9 protein-coding genes and 1 pseudogene are annotated in these 17,350 nt (G+C 69.3%); 2 read left to right on the top strand and 8 right to left on the bottom strand.

Features of this window, described 5'->3' with window-relative positions:
- Positions 1-279: 279 nt before the first annotated feature.
- The 3 genes from VF106_RS47690 to VF106_RS47680 all read right to left on the bottom strand — a co-directional run bounded on the left by VF106_RS47690 (position 280) and on the right by VF106_RS47680 (position 4,017).
- Entirely contained in the window at positions 280-1,509 is a 1,230-nt protein-coding gene (locus VF106_RS47690; RefSeq protein ID WP_330846747.1) for a putative PEP-binding protein, read from the bottom strand.
- A gap of 56 nt (positions 1,510-1,565) precedes the next feature.
- The gene (locus VF106_RS47685; protein WP_330846746.1) at positions 1,566-3,395 is read right to left on the bottom strand and encodes an FAD/NAD(P)-binding protein; all 1,830 of its coding nucleotides are present in this window, start codon (positions 3,393-3,395) and stop codon (positions 1,566-1,568) included.
- Between the two features lie 103 nt (positions 3,396-3,498).
- Positions 3,499-4,017 (bottom strand): FBP domain-containing protein, encoded by a 519-nt coding sequence (locus VF106_RS47680; protein ID WP_330846745.1) that lies wholly within the window; start codon positions 4,015-4,017, stop codon positions 3,499-3,501.
- A 48-nt stretch (positions 4,018-4,065) separates the two neighbouring features.
- On the opposite strand from VF106_RS47680, the gene VF106_RS47675 reads away from it, so the two are divergent.
- Positions 4,066-4,629, top strand: a complete 564-nt coding sequence (locus VF106_RS47675) for a TetR/AcrR family transcriptional regulator (protein ID WP_330846744.1) — start codon at positions 4,066-4,068, stop codon at positions 4,627-4,629.
- Positions 4,630-4,757: 128 nt separating this feature from the next.
- A complete protein-coding gene (locus tag VF106_RS47670; RefSeq protein ID WP_330846743.1) occupies positions 4,758-5,066 on the top strand; it encodes a hypothetical protein in 309 nt (102 codons plus the stop codon).
- Positions 5,067-5,083: 17 nt separating this feature from the next.
- Here the strand turns inward: VF106_RS47670 and VF106_RS47665 are convergent, their stop codons facing one another.
- From VF106_RS47665 to VF106_RS47645, 5 genes and pseudogenes are all read right to left on the bottom strand, one after another.
- Positions 5,084-6,535 carry a tryptophan 7-halogenase gene (locus VF106_RS47665; protein ID WP_330846742.1) on the bottom strand — a complete coding sequence of 484 codons (1,452 nt, stop codon included), beginning with the start codon at positions 6,533-6,535 and terminating at the stop codon, positions 5,084-5,086.
- Complete coding sequence (locus tag VF106_RS47660) at positions 6,532-14,544, bottom strand: beta-ketoacyl synthase N-terminal-like domain-containing protein (protein ID WP_330846741.1); 8,013 nt, start codon at positions 14,542-14,544, stop codon at positions 6,532-6,534. The genes VF106_RS47665 and VF106_RS47660 overlap by 4 nt, the downstream gene beginning before the upstream one ends.
- 75 nt (positions 14,545-14,619) lie before the next feature.
- On the bottom strand, positions 14,620-15,471 hold the full coding sequence (locus tag VF106_RS47655) for a hypothetical protein (protein WP_330846740.1): 852 nt from the start codon (positions 15,469-15,471) through the stop codon (positions 14,620-14,622).
- A gap of 163 nt (positions 15,472-15,634) precedes the next feature.
- Complete coding sequence (locus VF106_RS47650) at positions 15,635-16,372, bottom strand: SDR family oxidoreductase (RefSeq protein WP_330846739.1); 738 nt, start codon at positions 16,370-16,372, stop codon at positions 15,635-15,637.
- A 16-nt stretch (positions 16,373-16,388) separates the two neighbouring features.
- Positions 16,389-17,216: pseudogene (locus VF106_RS47645) on the bottom strand (alkaline phosphatase D family protein); the annotation flags it as partial.
- Positions 17,217-17,350 lie beyond the last annotated feature (134 nt).

Genomic DNA, 17,350 nt, shown 5'->3' with positions numbered 1-17,350 from the left:
CGAGAGACCGGCCAAACAACGTCCCCGAGGCGCGAATCCCGAACGGCACCCCTCAGAACAGCCCTCGCCCCCGAACGAGCCGTTCATGATCAACGCCAACACAGATGGTTGCGTAGGCATCCCCCACCCATACCCGGGGGGCCACCCCGAGGCCATCGTACCAACCGGCAGAGACAAAACCCCTGGTCGCGGGGCCCTGTGGACAACTTTCGACGACGAGTCCGAGCGAAAGGGACACTCGTGCACCCCGACGTCACCGGAGCCCTGCTCGGCACAGCGCTAAGCGGCGCTCGGGCGGGCCAGTTGCCGCACCTCTCCGGTGCACATCATGAAGCCGTTCGCCGGGATGTTGTGGACGTAGTGGGCCATGTCGGCGGCCAGTGCGAACACGTGGACCGGGGTGCCGGCGCGGCGGGCCGAGGTGACGACCTGGCGCAGTCCGGCCATGATGGCCGGGTGGCGGGTTTGGTAGGAGGAGGCCACGAGGTGGTTGCTGCGGTCCGCGGCGAGGTAGAACTGCACGAGGTCCTTGGTGCCGACGTACAGTTCGCTGGCGCCGGCTGAGCAGAAGGCCGACGCGGAGTACACGGCGGCGGGTGTCTCGACGAAGACCGACAGCGGGACGTCGTCGGGCAGGTCGAGATGTAGCCGCAGGCGGACGAACTCCTCGTGGTCGTTGATGAACGGGACCGCGAAGCTCAGGCGGTCCGCGTCCGGGCCGAGGCGTTCCCGCACGTGGGCGCGGAGTGCCCGGAACGCCAGCGGGTAGTGGGGTTCCCTCAGCAACCACCGCGCGCCGTGCAGGCCGAGGTCGGGGTTCGGTTCGGGTCCTACCTCGACGCCGGTCGTGATCTGGGCGGCGTCGTCCGACCGGAGGTCGAGCAGGCGCATCACGAGACGTTGGCCGGGAAGGAGTTCCTTGGCGATCGTGCACAGTTCCGATCCGACGGCGATGCCGTACTCCTCGGCCTCGCGGGGGCCCGCCCTCAGTGCGTCGAGTGGGCTCAGGCCCGCGAAGAGACACGCGAACTCCTCACGCAGGAAGAACCTGGTCAGCTCCTCGATCCGGGGACTGATCGCGTTCGTCGCCTCGATGTCGGTCGCGTCGGCGATGACCACGCAGATCGAGCCGAGGTCGCCGGGTGTGACGTCGAGGGACCGCTGGGCCCGCGTCGGGGTCTCGACGTCGCCGAGGGTTATCGACTGGCGGTCGGTCCGGACCGTGACCGGGCCGGTGAGGCGGTCCAGCTCGGGCCGGTCGACACGCAGTACCGGAATTCCCCGTGCGCGGCAGAGGGATTCCATGTGGCCGGTCCGTCCGCCGCCGGCGCAGATCACGGCGGACGAGGCGACGATGGCGTCGTAGAGTTCCGGGCCGAGGTGTTCGGCGACCAGCACGGCGCCGGGGACGGGTTCCTTGGTGTGGTTGCAGGTTCCGCGCACGCTCGTCGATGCCGAATCGACGAGCAGGACCCCGAAGATCTCACGAGCGCCCGCGGTGTCAGCCATGCCGCCAGGCTCGCAGTTGGGTCAGCGCGCACGCATCTCCTCGTATGCGTCGTCGCTCAGCGGCGCTCGATGCCCAGGTGCGCGCGGAGATCTCGCGGCGTCACGGACAGGTCCTTCAACCTCGTCGCGGCGGCTTTGCTGATGACGAACCGCAATGCGCGGTCGGTCACGGGAGATCCGCCTTCTCGAGCCGTGATGTCGTGAATCGTGCGGAGGCTGTCGTCGAGGCGGGCGCCGAACGTCTGGCGGTCGTCGCGGCGACGGGCGGTCATGCGGTGCACGTCGAGCGTGGTCGCGTGCGCGAACGCCTCGGTCAGCTCCAGTGCGTCGACGACCGTCGCGGCCTCGTCGTAGCAGGACTCGAGCTGGCACAGCACGGTCGCCGCCACCTCCACCGAATGGTTCTTGATCGCGGCGAGGTTGAACGTGAACGCACCCGTCCTACCGTTCCGGACGATCTCGTCGCCCTCGCGCGGGCTGCCCACCACCGAGATCGGCCCGGACGGGACACCTGCCGAGCCGACCAGGTTGCCGCGGTCGTCCACCTCGACGCCACGCCCGGTGCGCCGGTGCGGGCAGGCGATTCCCTTCCGCAGGAGGTTCGCCCACAGCCTGGAGTCGGCACGCTCGTAGTTCGACTCCCGGCCGAAGTTGGAGATCACGAGATCCGCTTCGATGCGCTGAGTCGACCGCTGCCCGGAGACGAGCACGGCCAGCGCGTCCGCGCCGGCGTCGCGGATCTCCTCGACCTTGCCGGCGACGACCTCGACCTGACCTCCTTTGACCATCGCCGCGTCGACCGTGCCGGCCGTGTAGGCCATGACGCCCACGCGCAGCACGGCCAGCAGGCTTCCGTAGCGGTCGAGCATGGCACGGAGATCGGCGGACGGGATGCCGGCGATGATGTCCGGCAGATACGGCTCCCACGCCTTGGAAACCCGTTCCGTCACCACCGCCGCCGACACGTCGGGATGATCGCGGACGACGATCGCGCAGGCCTGCTCCCATTCGCGCCGCAGGCTCCGAACGAACTCCTCCTGTCCGACGTAGGGGCCGAGTCGCGGCGGCGGCAGTTGGAAGACGCGGTGCTGGTGATCGGGTGGGTAGGTCCGCAGCGTCAGGCCGGAGCGCGAGATCAGGTGGATCTTGCCGGTGTGGCCGCGACGCAGGAGCAGCGTGGCCGAGTCGTACGCACTGAGCAGCGAACCGACGACGGCCACGGCGGCGTCGCGCGGAAGGCCGAGGATTCGCTCGAGTCCGTCCGCCGAATACGGGTGCCGCACGAACGCGGGGTGGTCGAGCACGCCGGCCGCGAAAGACGGATATTTCCGCTCCAGTCCGGTCGCGAGAATGACATGGTCGGCCTCGAGAACCGCCCTTTCGGTGGCCTGTTCACCGAAAGGCAGCGAAAGGTTCTCGACGACGACCTCCATCCGTTCGCCGGACACCTCCAGATCGACGACCTCACCGTCGGCCTCGACCAACGTGACGCCAGGCAACGCCTCGCGTGCGGCCTGGGCGAGGCGGTCGGCGAGATAGTCGGGATAGATTCGCCGTGGCGCGGGCCCGGACTCGGTGAACGTGAAGTCACGCCATTCGGCCGACCAGCCCGTGCGGTCCGCCTCGTGGTTGGCCCAGTTCACGAAGTCGTCGACGTCTTCCCGGAACGCCGACATCCGACCGGCCTGAATATTGAAGACGTGATGCCAGTGGTTGCTTTCCGCATGATATGCCGACCCGGCGTGCCGATATTCGGGACGCTTTTCGAGTAACAGAATCCGCACCGGCTCCCGGGCGAACTGGAGAAGTCGGATGGCCGTGGCCACGCCACCCAGACCCGTGCCAACGATGATCACGTTGCGCTGCCGGCCGAAGTCGTTGATCATCTCGTCCTCTCCGGCGCGGGGGGCGCAAAATGACAGTCAAAATAGAATACCTGAGGATCCGGTTTGGATCACTGCCATAACTAGTGCAATCCGCGCCGGACGGCTACTTCCAGGTTGCGCTGATCTTGTCCTCTATCACCTTGTCCACGAACCCGGCGAGGTTGGCCATGGTCCGCTCGACCTTCTCCGGCAACGCCAACGACTCGTGGATCCGCCCGCCCGGCCCGGCGTCCCTCTTCCCCCGCAGATAAAGCGAGCAGGCAAGGTCGGTGCACATGTAGGCGCCCACCGAGTTGCCCGACTGCCCGCCGCGCCCGGCCTTGCGTGCCGTCATGAGCGACACACCGTCGCCGGTATGGGTGGTCAGGCACAGCGAGCACATGCTGCGCCGCATCCGCCCGGCCGGCGGCGTGGCCCGCCGCAACACGATGCCCACCAACCCGTCGCCGGCCTCCATGACGAGATAGGCCCGCTCCGGCGCCGCGGGGTCGCGCCAGCCGAGGAAGTCCAGGTCGTCCCACGGCCACTCGGCCAGGTCCCTGGGTATGGCCAACCGCTTCGCCTCCCCTTTGCTGCAGTTCACGAACGACGAGCGGATGTCGCGCTCTGATACCGACCTCATAGGCACCAGACTAATACCTCTAGGCAAATGGTTATGTATCCTAGGCAGATGGCACGCGTGGGAGTGACGGCTGAGCGTCTGACCGAGGCAGCCGCCGAACTGGCCGACGATGTCGGCTTCGAGAACGTGACCGTCTCCGCCCTCGCGCGCCGGTTCGGGGTGAAGGACGCGAGCCTGTACTCGCACATCCGCAACGCCCACGACCTGCGGGTTCGAGTGGCACTGCTGGCGCTGGCCGAGCTGGCCGACCGGGTCGCCGAAGCACTGGCCGGCCGGGCCGGGAAGCAGGCGCTGATCGCGTTCGCCACCGCGTACCGGGACTACGCGAAGCAACACCCGGGGCGCTATGCGGCCGGACAGCTGCGACTCGATCCGGAAACCGCGGCCACCAGCGCCGCGGGCCGGCACTCGGAGATGACCCGAGCCATCCTGCGCGGCTACGACCTACCGGAACGCGAGGAGAACCACGCGGTGCGGTTGCTGCACAGCGCCTTCCACGGCTTCGTGAGCCTGGAGCGGTCGGGCGGCTTCGACTACTCGGGCGACGTGGAGGCCTCATGGGACAGACTCCTCGACGCACTGGACGTCACCCTCCGGAACTGGCCGTCCTGATCACCGGTAAAACGTTTTGCGGTAACCCACCGGGGTGATTCTCATGGGTGGCCCCTTGCTCATGATTGCGTAAAAGCGAGAAGGTCGGGCACGCATTCATGAAAGGACGAACATTGCTTCGACGTATCATGACCTTCGCGATATCCCTGATGGTGACAATGGGGCTCGTCACCACGGGAACGGCATCAGCCGCCACCACCGCCAGGTGCGAATTCCCGACATACCAGTACGTGTTCACCGGGGTTGACGGCACATACCGCGACGCGCCAGGCGGGAACGTTCGTGGATATCTCATCACCGGAGACCTGTTGAACAGCGGCTTTTCCCCCAGCCACACGGGTTGGATCGAGGGCAACTTCTACACCTCGAGCGGCGGTTACCTGGGCAGCGGTTGGGCGCTACGCCAGTACTTCAGCTACGTACGCTACTGGTGCTGACCTGGGGGCAAGCGCCGTCAAGCCTCGGTCCAGGACAGGCCGTCCTCGGTGACTGAGAGTCCGTTGTGGACGACCGGGTCGCCGTACAGGGCCTGATCTGTGAGGTCGTTGCCGGTGCGGAAGGTTTCGCCGACGACGCGGGACGCCAGCAGGGGGTTGACGCGGTCGTCCGTCGTGGCCAGGCGGTCGACCGCGTTGTCCAGTTCCGCCGAGGCCGCACCCCAGCGGGCGCCGAGCTGTGACGGGTCCACCGCGGCGTCGCCGGAGACCAGGCCGCCAGCCAGTTCGGCGAACGCGGCCGCCTCGCCCGCGTCCACCTTCGTGACCTTCTTCGCCTGCCAGAAGTACGACTGGTCGTTGCGTTCCATGTCGTAGAAGGCAACGAGGAACTCGTAGAACACACCGTACTCACGCCGGTAGCGCGTTTCGAACTCGGCGAAGCCACGGTTCTCGGGCACCTTGCCCTCCAGGCTGGCGTTCACCGAACGCGCCGCCAGCAGGGCGCCGTAGGTCGCCAGATGCACGCCCGACGACAGCACCGGGTCCACGAAGCACGCGGCGTCGCCCACCAGCGCCATGCCGGGCGTCCAGAAGGAGTTCTTCCAGTACGAGTAGTCCTTGCGCACTCGCACCTTGTCGTACGGCGGCTCGGTCGCGACGGGCACGCCCGCCACCAGCTCGCTGACCTCCGGGCAGGCGTGGATCATGTCCTGCCAGGCCGCACGGGCATCGCGCTGGACGGCCGGGTTGTGCTCCGGTGCGATCACCGCGCCGACGCTGGTCAGGTCGTCGCGCAGTGGGATGTACCAGAGCCAGCCGGCGTCGAACGCGGCGCAGAAGATGTTGCCGCTGTTGGGTTCCGGGAGCCGCTGTCCGCCCGCGAAGTAGCCGAACACGGCCAGGTTGCGGAAGAAGTCGGAGTACACACGCGCGTCCCCGACCTGGCCGTGGATCCGGCTGGTGTTCCCGGACGCGTCGATGACGAACGTGGCGTGCGCCGTCCGGGTTGTGCCGCTGGGGTCGGTGTACTCGACGCCACGCACCCGCTCGCCGTCGGCGACGACCCGGCGAACCGCGCTGCCCTCGCGCACGTCGACCCCGGCGCGACCGGCGTTGCGCAGCAGGATCTCGTCGAAGCGGGCGCGTTCCACCTGAAAGGCGGTCGAGGTGGGCTCCGGCAGGCGCGGTGTCATCGAGAAGGAGAACTGCCACGGCTTCGGATCGCGGCCCCAGCGCAGCGTGCCGCCGCGTTTGACCGTGAAGCCGGCCCGGTCGACCTCGTCGGCGACACCGAGGATGCGGCACAGTCCCTGCACGGTGGCGGGCAGCAGCGACTCGCCGATCTGGTACCTCGGGAAGACCTCCCGCTCCAGCAACAGAACCCGGTGTCCCCGCATGGCCACGGCCGTCGCTGCGGTCGAGCCGGCCGGGCCGCCGCCCACGACGATCAGGTCGTAGTCCGGGTTCATGCGACGTCTCCTGTTCCCAGCCAGGCGCGGATCGCCGCTGCCGTCGTGCCGGCGTCGTGGTGGACAAGGGAGTAGTGGTCACCGGGGACGTCCGCGGTGTCGTGCGGCAGCGGCCATTGTGGACGCCAGTCCCGGTCGGGGTCGGTCCGTCGCATGTGGTCGGTCGGCGCACAACGTACGAGCAGCGTGCGGACCGGTGCCGGTTCGGGCTCCCAGTCCGCGAGCAGCCGGGCGTACCCGCCGCCGGCGATCAGCAGCGAGTCGTCGAGCTGCGTGTCCTCCGGCAGGGCGGCGCCGGCGGCCATCAGGGCCAGCCCGCGCGGGTCGTCGCGGCGAAGCACGCCCACATGGGAGTCGAGCAGGACGAGGCCGGCCGGTGGTCGCCCCGATGCGGCGAGGTCGTGGGCCACGGCGTGGGCGATCGCACCGCCGGCGCAGAAACCGACCAGCACGACCGGTCTTCCGAGGGCACGCACCGCGTCGGCGTGCGTCCGCACGAGCGTGGTCACGCTGTCCGGCACCGCGCGGCGCTCGCCGAAACCGGGGTGTTCCAACAGGACCAGGTCGCGTTCGCCGTCGAACTGCTTGGCCAGGCCGCTGGGGACGCGGTGGTAGGGCGTGAGGTAGTCCGGGACGAACACCAGCGTGGTGTCGTCGCCGTCGGCGAGTTGGACCGGCTCGACGGCATACCGGGCACGGTCGGCCAGGCCGAAGGTCGGCATCGCGTAGGAAGCGAAGTGTCGCAACGCCATTGCCTCGAACGGTCCCTGCTCGCGCAGCACGCGGTGGTACACGGCGCTGAACCCGTAGGACGGCGGTGCCGGCTCGGGCTCCGGCAGTGCGTCACGCAGGGCCGCGTGGACGTGTGCGGTCAGTGCCGGCAGCGTCGGGTGGTCGAGCAGGACCGTCGCCGCGAGCCGCACACGCGTGAACGCGCTGAGCCGGTTGCGTGCCTGCAGCCCACTCAGCGAGTCGAAGCCGAGTTCGGGGAACGAGCGGTCGGCTGGGAACGTCGACGTGTCCGGGAAGCCCAGCACCAAGGCCAACTCGGCACGGATCAGTTCGGTCAGTACGGCTTCGCGCTCGTGGGTGGGCACGGTGGCGAGACGGTCGCGCCATGCGCCGGGTCTGTCCGCGGCGGGTGGCGCGGACGGCTCGGTCTGGTTCGGACGCTTGGGCAACAGGTCCGCGAGAATCGGCGGTCCGTCCAGGTTCTTGAGGTCGAGCGGGATCGGCACCAGCACCGGCTCCGGTGTGCGCAGCGCGGCGTCGAGCAGCGCGACGCCTTCCTGTTCGGTGACCGGCTTGATCCCGCCTTCGAGGTGGTGCCGCGCGACGCGGCCGGCCATGCCTTCGTCGTCTACTGTGGACCATGGTCCCCAGGCCAGTGCCTGCGCGGGCAGGCCGGACGCGACGCGGTGCCGGGCCAGCGCGTCGAGGAAACCGTTGGCTGCCGCGTAGTTCGACTGTCCCGGCCGGCCGAGCACGCCGGCCGCCGAGGAGTACAGCACGAACGCGGCCAGCCCGAGGTCCTTGGTCGCCTCGTGCAGGTACCACGCGGCATCGGCCTTCGGCCCGAGGACGGTCGCCACGCGGTCCGGCGTCATGCCGTCCACCACGCCGTCGGCCACCACTCCGGCGAGGTGGAACACCGCGGTCAACGGCGGCTGGCAGGACGCCACCAGAGCGTGGACGGCTGCCCGGTCGCTCGCGTCGCACGCGACCGCCGTCACCGGCAGGTCGGCCGCCCAGTCCGGGGTCCGGCCGCTTCGGCTGACCAGCAGCAGGTGCTGGACCCCGTGTTCGGCCACGAGGTACCGGGCAAGGCTCGCGCCGAGCGCGCCGGTGCCGCCCATGACCATGACAGTCCCTTGTGGATCGATTGCGAGCGTGGGACCGGCTGTCGGGTCCACAGTGGTGAGTCGGGGCACCACGACGACCCCGTCGCGGATGGCGACCTGGGGTTCGCCTGTCCGCAGCGCCTCCTCCAGCGCCGGCCGAGGACCGTCGACCAACACGATCCGGCCGGGATGCTCGGACTGGGCACTGCGCACGAGCCCGGCCACCGCGGCCTCGGCGAGGTCCGGATCGTCGCCGGTGGCGTTGTGGGTGAGCACCACGAGTCGACCCGGCCGCGTGCCGGCGACCCAGTCACGCACGCGCGCCAGCGTGGCCGTGACGAGCACTCGGACCCGACTGGGCAGGTCGGTGTCCGGCACGTCGAGTTCTGTCACGTCGAGTACTTCGTACTGCGGGGCCGTTTCGCCGACCTGCGCTGGCCGCCAGTCCACTCTGTACATCGGGGCGCGGGTCGGGATCGCCCGGGTGACCAGGGATTCGATCGTGGCCAGCGGCCGGCCCGCCTGGTCGGTGAGCGTGACGCGAACCTCGTCCTCGCCGAGCCGCACGAGGTGGACTCGGGCGGCGGTGGCACCCCTCGCGTACACCGTCAGGCCGTTGCAGGCCAACGGAACCCGCGGCTCCCCCGGTCCGTCGGCCAGCAGCGCGGCATGCAGTGCCGCGTCGAGCAGCGCGGGGTGCAGCGTGTACGAGCCGGCCGTCACCGCTTCCTGAGGCGGCAGTGTCAGCTCGGCGAACAGGTCGTGGCCGCGCCGCCACAGTGCGGTCACCGCACGAAAAGCGGACCCGTAGTGGTGGCCCTGGGCGGCGAGTCGCGCGTAGTCGACGGCGATCTCCTCCGCGCCGACGGGCGGCCAGGTCATGGGATCGGGCGGCGCGGCGGCCGGAGCGGTCGTCGCGGTGGCGTGCTTGGTCCACGCTTCCGTGCCATCCGCCGGGCGGCCCCAGACCGTGATCGAACTGTCCCGCGTGACCACCTGGATCTCGACCGGCTCGGACAGCGTCAGCGGTGTGTGGAACGTCAGCTCCGCCAAGTGGTCGGCGCCGGACGCGTGGAAAGCCAGCTCGGTGAACACCGTGGCGGGCACCAGTACCCGGTCGCCGATCATGTGGTCGGCGAGCCAGGGCTGGCGGGCGGTGGACAGAACGCCGGAGTGCCGCACCTCGGGGCCGTCGGCGTCCGGTCGCGGCTCTCCCACCAGCGGATGTCCAGTCGGGACAGGGTGCCGGACGGTGTCCAGCCAGTAGCGCTGCCGCTGGAACGGGTAGGTGGGTAGCGGGAGACGCCGAGCGCCGCTGCCGGCATACGCCGCGTGCCAGTCGACCGGCACGCCGTGGACGTGCAGCGCCGCCAGCGCCGCGAGCACATCGTCCGCACACGACGTGCACACCGCTTCCGCCGCAACACTTTCCTCGGCGAGCACGCTCAGCGCCGGCACAGGGCCCGCTTCGACGAACGCGGTCACACCCGCGTCCGCGAGCCACCCCACCGCGTCGCCGAACCGGACCGTGTCGCGTACCTGCCGCACCCAGTACTCCGCGGTGGCCATCAGGTCCGGTTCGGGTTGACCGGTCACAGTGGACACCACGGGCACGGACGGTCGTTGGTAGGACAAGGTTTCGGCGACCTCGCGGAACTCGTCCAGCATCGGGTCGAGCAGTGGCGAGTGGAACGCGTGGCTCACCCGCAACCGGGTGGCGGAACCCCCAAGGGCGGCGGCCAGTTCGGTCACCGCGTTCTCGTCACCGGACAGCACGACCGAGTTCGGTCCGTTGACCGCCGAGATCGCGACCCGACCGGACACGTCGGAGAGCCGGCTCGACACGTCGGCCAGCGACGCGCGCACGGCGACCATCGCACCGCCGGGTGGCAGGGCGGCCATCAGCCGGCCACGCGCGGCGACGAGCCGCACGGCGTCGGCGCGGGAGAACACGCCGGCGAGGTGGGCGGCGGCCAGCTCACCGATCGAGTGGCCGACCAGGTAGTCCGGCCACACCCCGCACTCGGCGAGCAATGCGTGCACGGCGACCTCGAAGGCGAACAGCGCGGGTTGTGCGAAGTCGGTGCGGTTGATCAACTCCGGATCGGCGATGGCCTCGCGCAGCGGCCGGTCGAGGAACGGCGTGAATTCCTCGCACACCTCGTTGAACGTCCGGTCGAAAACGGGGAAGGCCGCCAATGCGCGACCCATTCCCAGCCGTTGCGTGCCCTGTCCCGCGCAGAGCAGGGCGAGCCGGACGTCGTTGCGTGCCGTGCCGGTACGCACCGCCGGGTTGTCGATGCCCGCGGCCAGGTCACGCAAGCCGGTGAGAGGGTCGTCGGTCGTCACGGCCGCACGCCGGGACAGCGGTGTCCTGGTGGTCGCGAGCGAGTACGCGGCATCCAGCGCGTTCGCGTTGGCCAGCGCGGTGGCCAGAAGGTCGGCGTGGGCACGCAGACCGGCCTCGTCGCTGCCGCTGACCAGCAACGGGGCTGTGGTGAACTGGCGTGTGCCGCCCGTCGGCGAGTCCGCCGGGGGTTCCTCGATGATCACGTGTGCGTTGGTGCCGCCGATGCCGAACGACGAGATCGCCGCCCGGCGTGGCCGTTCCCGTGCCGACCAAGGCCGTGCCCGGTCCAGCAGTCCCACCGCGCCGGTCGACCAGTCCACATGCGACGACGGCTCTTCGGCGTACAGCGACCGGGGCAGGACGCCGTGCCGCATCGCTTCGATCATCTTGATGACACCCGCCACCCCGGCGGCGCTCTGGGTGTGCCCGAGGTTCGACTTGACCGAGCCGAGCCAGACGGGATCGGCGGGGTCGCGGCCCTGCCCGTAGGTGGCGAGCACGGCGTTGGCCTCGATGGGGTCGCCGAGCGCGGTACCCGTGCCGTGCCCCTCGATGACGTCCACATCGGACGGACGCAGTCCCGCCTTTGCGAGCGTCAGCCGGATCAGTTCCCGCTGTGCCGCACCGTTGGGGGCGGTGAGCCCGTTCGACGCGCCGTCGGAGTTCACCGCCGACCCGCGCAACACGGCCAGTACCGGGTGGCCGTTGCGCCGGGCGTCCGACAGCTTTTCCAGCAGTACCAGGCCAACGCCCTCACCCCAGGCGGTGCCGTCCGCGCCGGCCGCGAACGACCGACACCGACCGTCCGGCGACAGGCCGCGCTGCCGGCTGAACGCGATGAACGGGTTGGGGCTGGACATGATCGTCACCCCGCCGGCCAGCGCGAGGGTGCACTCCCCCGCCCGCAGCGCCGACGCGGCCAGGTCCATCGCGACCAAAGAGGACGAACAGGCCGTGTCCACCGTCATGGTCGGGCCGCGCAGGTCCAGGACGTACGAGAGCCGCCCGGACGCCACACTGGCCGCCGAGCCGATGCCGATCTGCGACTCCAACTCGTGCGGCGCCATCCGGTTGCCGTAACCGGCGTGCATCAGCCCGACGAACACCCCGGTGCTGGTGCCGCGCACGTCCGGCGCGGGAATCCCGGCCCGTTCCAGGGTTTCCCACGCGACCTCGAGCAGCAGGCGCTGCTGCGGATCGGTGGCCAACGCCTCACGCGGCGAGATACCGAAGAACACCGGATCGAAATCCGCCGCGTCGTAAAGGAAGCCACCGCGCCGGGTGTAGGTGGTGCCAATGTGGTCCGGGTCGGGGTCGTAGAGCGCGGCCATGTCCCAACCCCGGTCGTCCGGGAACTCCCCGGTCGCGTCCACGCCATCGACAACCAACCGCCAAAGATCCTCGGGCGAACGCACCCCACCGGGATAACGACAGGCAGCGGCCACGATCGCCACAGAATTGTCGGTGGCCTCCGGTAGATTGGAAATCGGGGGACCCCCAGGGATACCAACGGCCCATTCGCTCCGACTCACAGGATCTCGGCTGTGGACAACCCCCTCGACACCCACATCCCTGTCGGTGCCCTCCGGTAGCGTCGAAATCGGGGGACCCCCCGGGATACGAACGGCCCATTCGCTCCGAGTCACAGTTTCCCGGCTGTGGACAACCCCCTCGATACCCACATCAGTGTCGGTGGTCCCCGATAGCGTGGAAACCGGGGGGCCCCCGGGCGCGCGAGTGGGACTTTCGCTCGGACTCACCGGTTCCCGGCTGTGCGCAACGCCCGCGGCACCCGCGTTACTGTCGGTGCCCTCCGATACTGTGGAAATCGGGGGACCCCCAGGGACACGAACGGCCCATTCGCTCGGGTTCACACGTTCCCGGCTGTGGGCAACCCGCTCCGCAGACGCATCACTGTCGGTGCCCTCCGGTAGCGTCGAAATTGGGGGGCCCCCGGAGATACGAATGGCCCATTCGCTCCGACTCACAGTTTCCCGGCTGTGGACAACCCCCTCGGCACCCGCTTCAGTGTCGGTGGTCCCCGATAGCGTGGAAACCGGGGGGCCCCCGGGCGCACGAGTGGGACTTTCGCTCGGGTTGGGTGGGTGAACTGTCGTGGGTGTCCTGCTGTTCAGGCGGGTTTCGAGGTATGCCGCCACCGCGGCTGGGGTTGGGTGGTCCCAGACCAGCGTCGCGGGTAGGCGTAGGCCGGTGCGTTGGCTGAGTCGTTGCCAGAGGGTCATCGCGCCCATCGAGGTCAGGCCCAGGTCTGCGAACGCGGTGGCTGGGTCTGCCTCCCCCTCGTGAATCGCGGCGGTTTCCTTGCGTACCAGGTTGAGCAGTGCGGCTCGGGTTTGGTTGGCGAACTCCGGCTCGGGTGGGCGTTCGGCGAGTGCCTCACGCAGCACCGCCCGGCGTGGTTTGCCGGCGGCCGTGCGGGGAATGGCCGGTGTGAACAGGATGTCGTCGGGCACCTTGTGTGCGGACAGGACCTCCGCGCACGCCCTTCTCACCGCGACCGGGTCGAGGTTTTCCTTTGCCGGCACCACGAACGCCACCGGCACCTCACCGAGCAGCGGATGCGCTCTCGCCACCACGGCCGCGTCCCGCACACCGGGCAGGCCGACCAGCACCCGCTCGACCTCCGCCGGGTCGACGTTCTCGCCGCCGCGGACGATTCGGTCGTTCACCCGTCCTGTGACGGTCAGGCAGCCGTGTTCGCCGAACCGGCCGAGATCACCGGTGTGGTACCAGCCGTCTGTGAGCGCCTCGAACCCATTGTGGTAGCCGAGCATGACGCCCGGACCACGCACCCAGATCTCGCCTTCCGGGGTGTCTTCGCCGGTTTCCGGGTCGACCAGCCGGACCTCCATGCCGGGCAGTGGCGGGCCGCTGCTGCCCCGCACCCTCGGCCCGTCGAGTGTCTCCATGGCGATCTTGCCGCACGTCTCGGTGCAGCCGTATCCGTCGAGCAGTGGGGCGCCGAGCTGTGTCTCCACACGCTCCCGCAGTTCCGGAGCGCTCGGTGCGCCGGCGGTGACGCACAGGCGCAGGGACGGCACCGTGGTGAGGCCCGCGTCGAGGAGTTGCTGGTAGATGAGCGGAACCCCGGCCAGGACGGTCGGTGCGTACTCACCGATCACATGCTTGAGCGCGGCCGGTTCCGTGGTGATCCGCGCGCTCGCCCCGGCTACCGTGGTGCCCAGCACGCACAGCGAGTGGGCGTAGGTGTGTGCCAGCGGCAACGGCCAGAGCAGGCGATCCTCCGGCGAGAGTTTCAGCAGCGGTCGGTAGCAGGCGACCGGGGACCAGAGTGCGGACCGCTGGCTGAACACCGCGGCCCTCGGAGTGCCGGTCGTGCCTGAGGTGTAGAGCAGCCAGGCGGGCTCGTCCAGTCCGAGGTCGTCGCGTGGGGGCTCGGGTCCGGTGAGGTCGTCGATCACCCGCGCGGTGGGGGCCAGTCGGGTGACGCGCGGCAGGTTCCGCTGGTCGGTGACCACCAGGGCCGGGTCGCAGTCGGCCAGCAGGGCCGCCAGTTCGGTGTCGGTGGCACGTGGGTTCAGTGGCACACCGATCGCCGCGGCCCTGGTGGTGGCGAGGATTCCTTCGACGAGTTCCACGCCACCGTCCAGGCAGAAAGCCACCCGCGCGCCGCGGTCGACGTCGAGGCCGGCGGCCAGTTGAGCGGTTCGTCGCGCCAGGCCGGCCCAGCTCACCTGTCGCCGGTCGTCGGCGAAGGCGAGCTTTTCGCCATACCGCACGGCGTTCTCGGTGAGTAGCGCCGGCACGGGCCGGATGCCGCTAACGGTGTCCCCCACGGTGTGCCACCAGGCCGATGATACGTGCGGGCGACGCGACAGCGGGGCAGACTCCGTTGTTCGTTCGGGCAGGACTCAGTTGTACGGCATCTCCGGGAACCAGCCGATGCCGAAGATCGACGGAACTCGGAGATCCCAGTAGACGACCGTGAACACGCCGAGAGCGAGCAGCATGGTTCCGCTGACCAGGCTCATTCGGCGGGGGTTGGCGGCGAACCAGCGCAGGAACCGGCCTCTCGTACCGAGAATCAGCGCCGCGAACAGCAACGACACGAGCAACACGTTGCCGAGGGACTGCAGTGCGAACGTCGCGGCTCCGTACAACGGGTTGCCGGAGGCCGACGCCCACTCGAACAGCTTGACGAACATCGGATAAGGCCGGCCGATGAGGAAAGCACCGACCAGGGCGCCGAGGAACACCACCCGCGCCGTCGGCCGGCCGGCGAACACGTCCTTCACGACGCCGAGGGCGGCCAACCCCAGGTAGATGAAGATGATGCCGACCACACCGAACACGACCGACGACTGGATCAACCGCACGGGCACGGTACCGACCATCTCTTTGGACAGTTGCGGCAGGTTGTCGCCCAACAGGACGCCGACGAAGCCGTAGACCGCCGACACCGAGACCATGCCGATGGTGAAGGCACCCAGCGGACGGAGCAGTGCACGCATGGCATCCGTGCTCCCGCTCGCCTGGCTCATCGGGCCGATCGAGGCGGCCATCGCGATGTTGCATGCGGTGAAGGTGCCCGCGAAACCGGAGACGAAAGCGAACACCAGGCCGGCGAAGGAGCCGGTGATCGGCTCGGCTTTCGCGTCGCCGCCAAGGAGTGTGTTCGCCACGTTGTCACCGATCACGCTGTCGACGAACTCGTAGGACCACAGGATCGAGAGCACGATGCCGGCGACGATGCTGGCCGCCACCGCGACACCGGTCCTCGTCGGTCGCCTTGTCTCTGCCGATGTTTCCACCACGCGAAGAGTCACCACCCCAGCCGAAAGAACACCCGTCCTTTCGATACTCGATCCGCGCGCTTTCGACCACAATGGTCCGATAGTGGGAAATCCACTGGCAACCGGCGGTATTTCAACCCCTGCCGATGAACGGCATCGACGTTGCCATGATCGTCATGAACTGGACGTTCGTGTCGAGCGGCAGGCTCGCCATGTACCGGACGGCCTCCGCGACGTGCTGGACGTCGAAGACCGGTTCGGCCGCGACAGTCCCGTTCGCCTGCGGCACGCCCTGTGCCATCCGGCCACCCATGTCCGTCGCGGCGTTGCCGATGTCGATCTGTCCACACGCGATGCCGAAGCGCCTGCCGTCCAGGGAGATCGACTTCGTCAGGCCGGTGATCGCGTGTTTGGTGGCCGTGTACGCGGGGCTCGCCGGGCGTGGACTGGTCGCGGAGATCGACCCGTTGTTGATGATCCGCCCGCCTTGCGGGTCCTGGTCACGCATCAGCCGGAACGCGGCCTGCGCACAGAGGAACGAGCCGGTCAGGTTGACGTCGAGCACCCGCTGCCAGTCCTCGAGGCTCAGCTCACCCACGTCTCCCGGCCTGTTCATGCCGGCGTTGTTGAACAGCAGGTCCAGCCGGCCGTGTGTGGCGTGGACCCGCTCGAACAGGGCCTGGACGTCGTCTGCCTTCGCCACGTCCGCGGGGACGACGAGCGTGTCGCCGCCGACCAGTGCCGCGGTCTCCTGGAGCTTGTCCTCCCGCCTGCCGGCCAGCGCCACCGCGAAGCCCGCCTTGCCGAGTTCGACGGCCACCGCCCGCCCGATGCCAGAACCCGCCCCAGTGATCACCGCGACCTGTGCCATGCCCCCATTGTCCCAGCTACACCACCTGCGGGCCTGGGCGGCGGTCCTCGACGACGAACGACGCGTGGGTCGACTCCGGGGCGTCCGGCCTGCTCACCGTGCTCACCACACGAAGGTCCGCGCGGAGGCTGTCGCGTTCGACGACGCATCGCAGGTATCCGCGGCGGTCGCCGTCGAAGTACCGGATGTGTGGGTTGAACTTGATCATCGGACCGTAGTACGGGCCGTAGACCTCGCCGTCGCCGTTGCTGGAGATCGAGGTGCCGACCAGTTCCGACGCCACCACACGCGAGGACGGGTCGTCGAAGTCGCGCAGGATGTCGTTGGCGAACGTCGAGTGCCAGTCGCCGGTCAGCGCGACCGGGTTGCGCACGCCGTGCCGCACCCACGCCTCGGTCAACCGGTTGCGGGCGGCGGGGAAGCCGTCCCACGCGTCGTGCCACAAGCGGTCGCCCGACGCGCCGTCGTGGTCGAGCCGGCCGAGCATCACGTTGTTGCCCAACAGGTTCCAGCGCGCGGTCGACGCGGCAAGTCCACTGTAGAGCCACCGTTCCTGCTCGGTGCCGAGCATCGTCACCGACGGGTCGTATGCCGCGGTGCACGCGTCGGCCTCGCCCCATCCGCACGGGGGCACCGACCGGTACTGCCGGCCGTCGAGCACGTCGAGCTGCGCGAGGCGGCCCCAGCGCAGCCTGCGGTACACCCTCGGCCCGTTCGGACCGGGCCTGGCGGGGGCACGCACGGGCTGGTGTTCGTACCACGCCTGGTAGGCGGCGGCCCGCAACGCCCCGATGTCGCCCTCGTACTGCGACTGTGTGTTGGCGTAGTCGTTCTGGACCTCGTGGTCCCACCAAGTGAGTCAACCAACTACACTCCCTAGCGAAGAGGCAGACGGTTGACCAGCGGATACGAGTCTAGCGAGCGTCCGGCAGAACCGGGTGAGCTGTGCACGTGCGGTCGTCAGGCCGTGGTCGTGTA

The sequence above is a fragment of the Actinophytocola sp. genome (assembly GCF_036378875.1).
In the GTDB taxonomy this organism is placed as follows: Bacteria; Actinomycetota; Actinomycetes; order Mycobacteriales; family Pseudonocardiaceae; genus Actinophytocola.
Note: the sequence above shows the minus strand (reverse complement) of the source record. Positions and strands in the feature narration are given on the sequence as shown.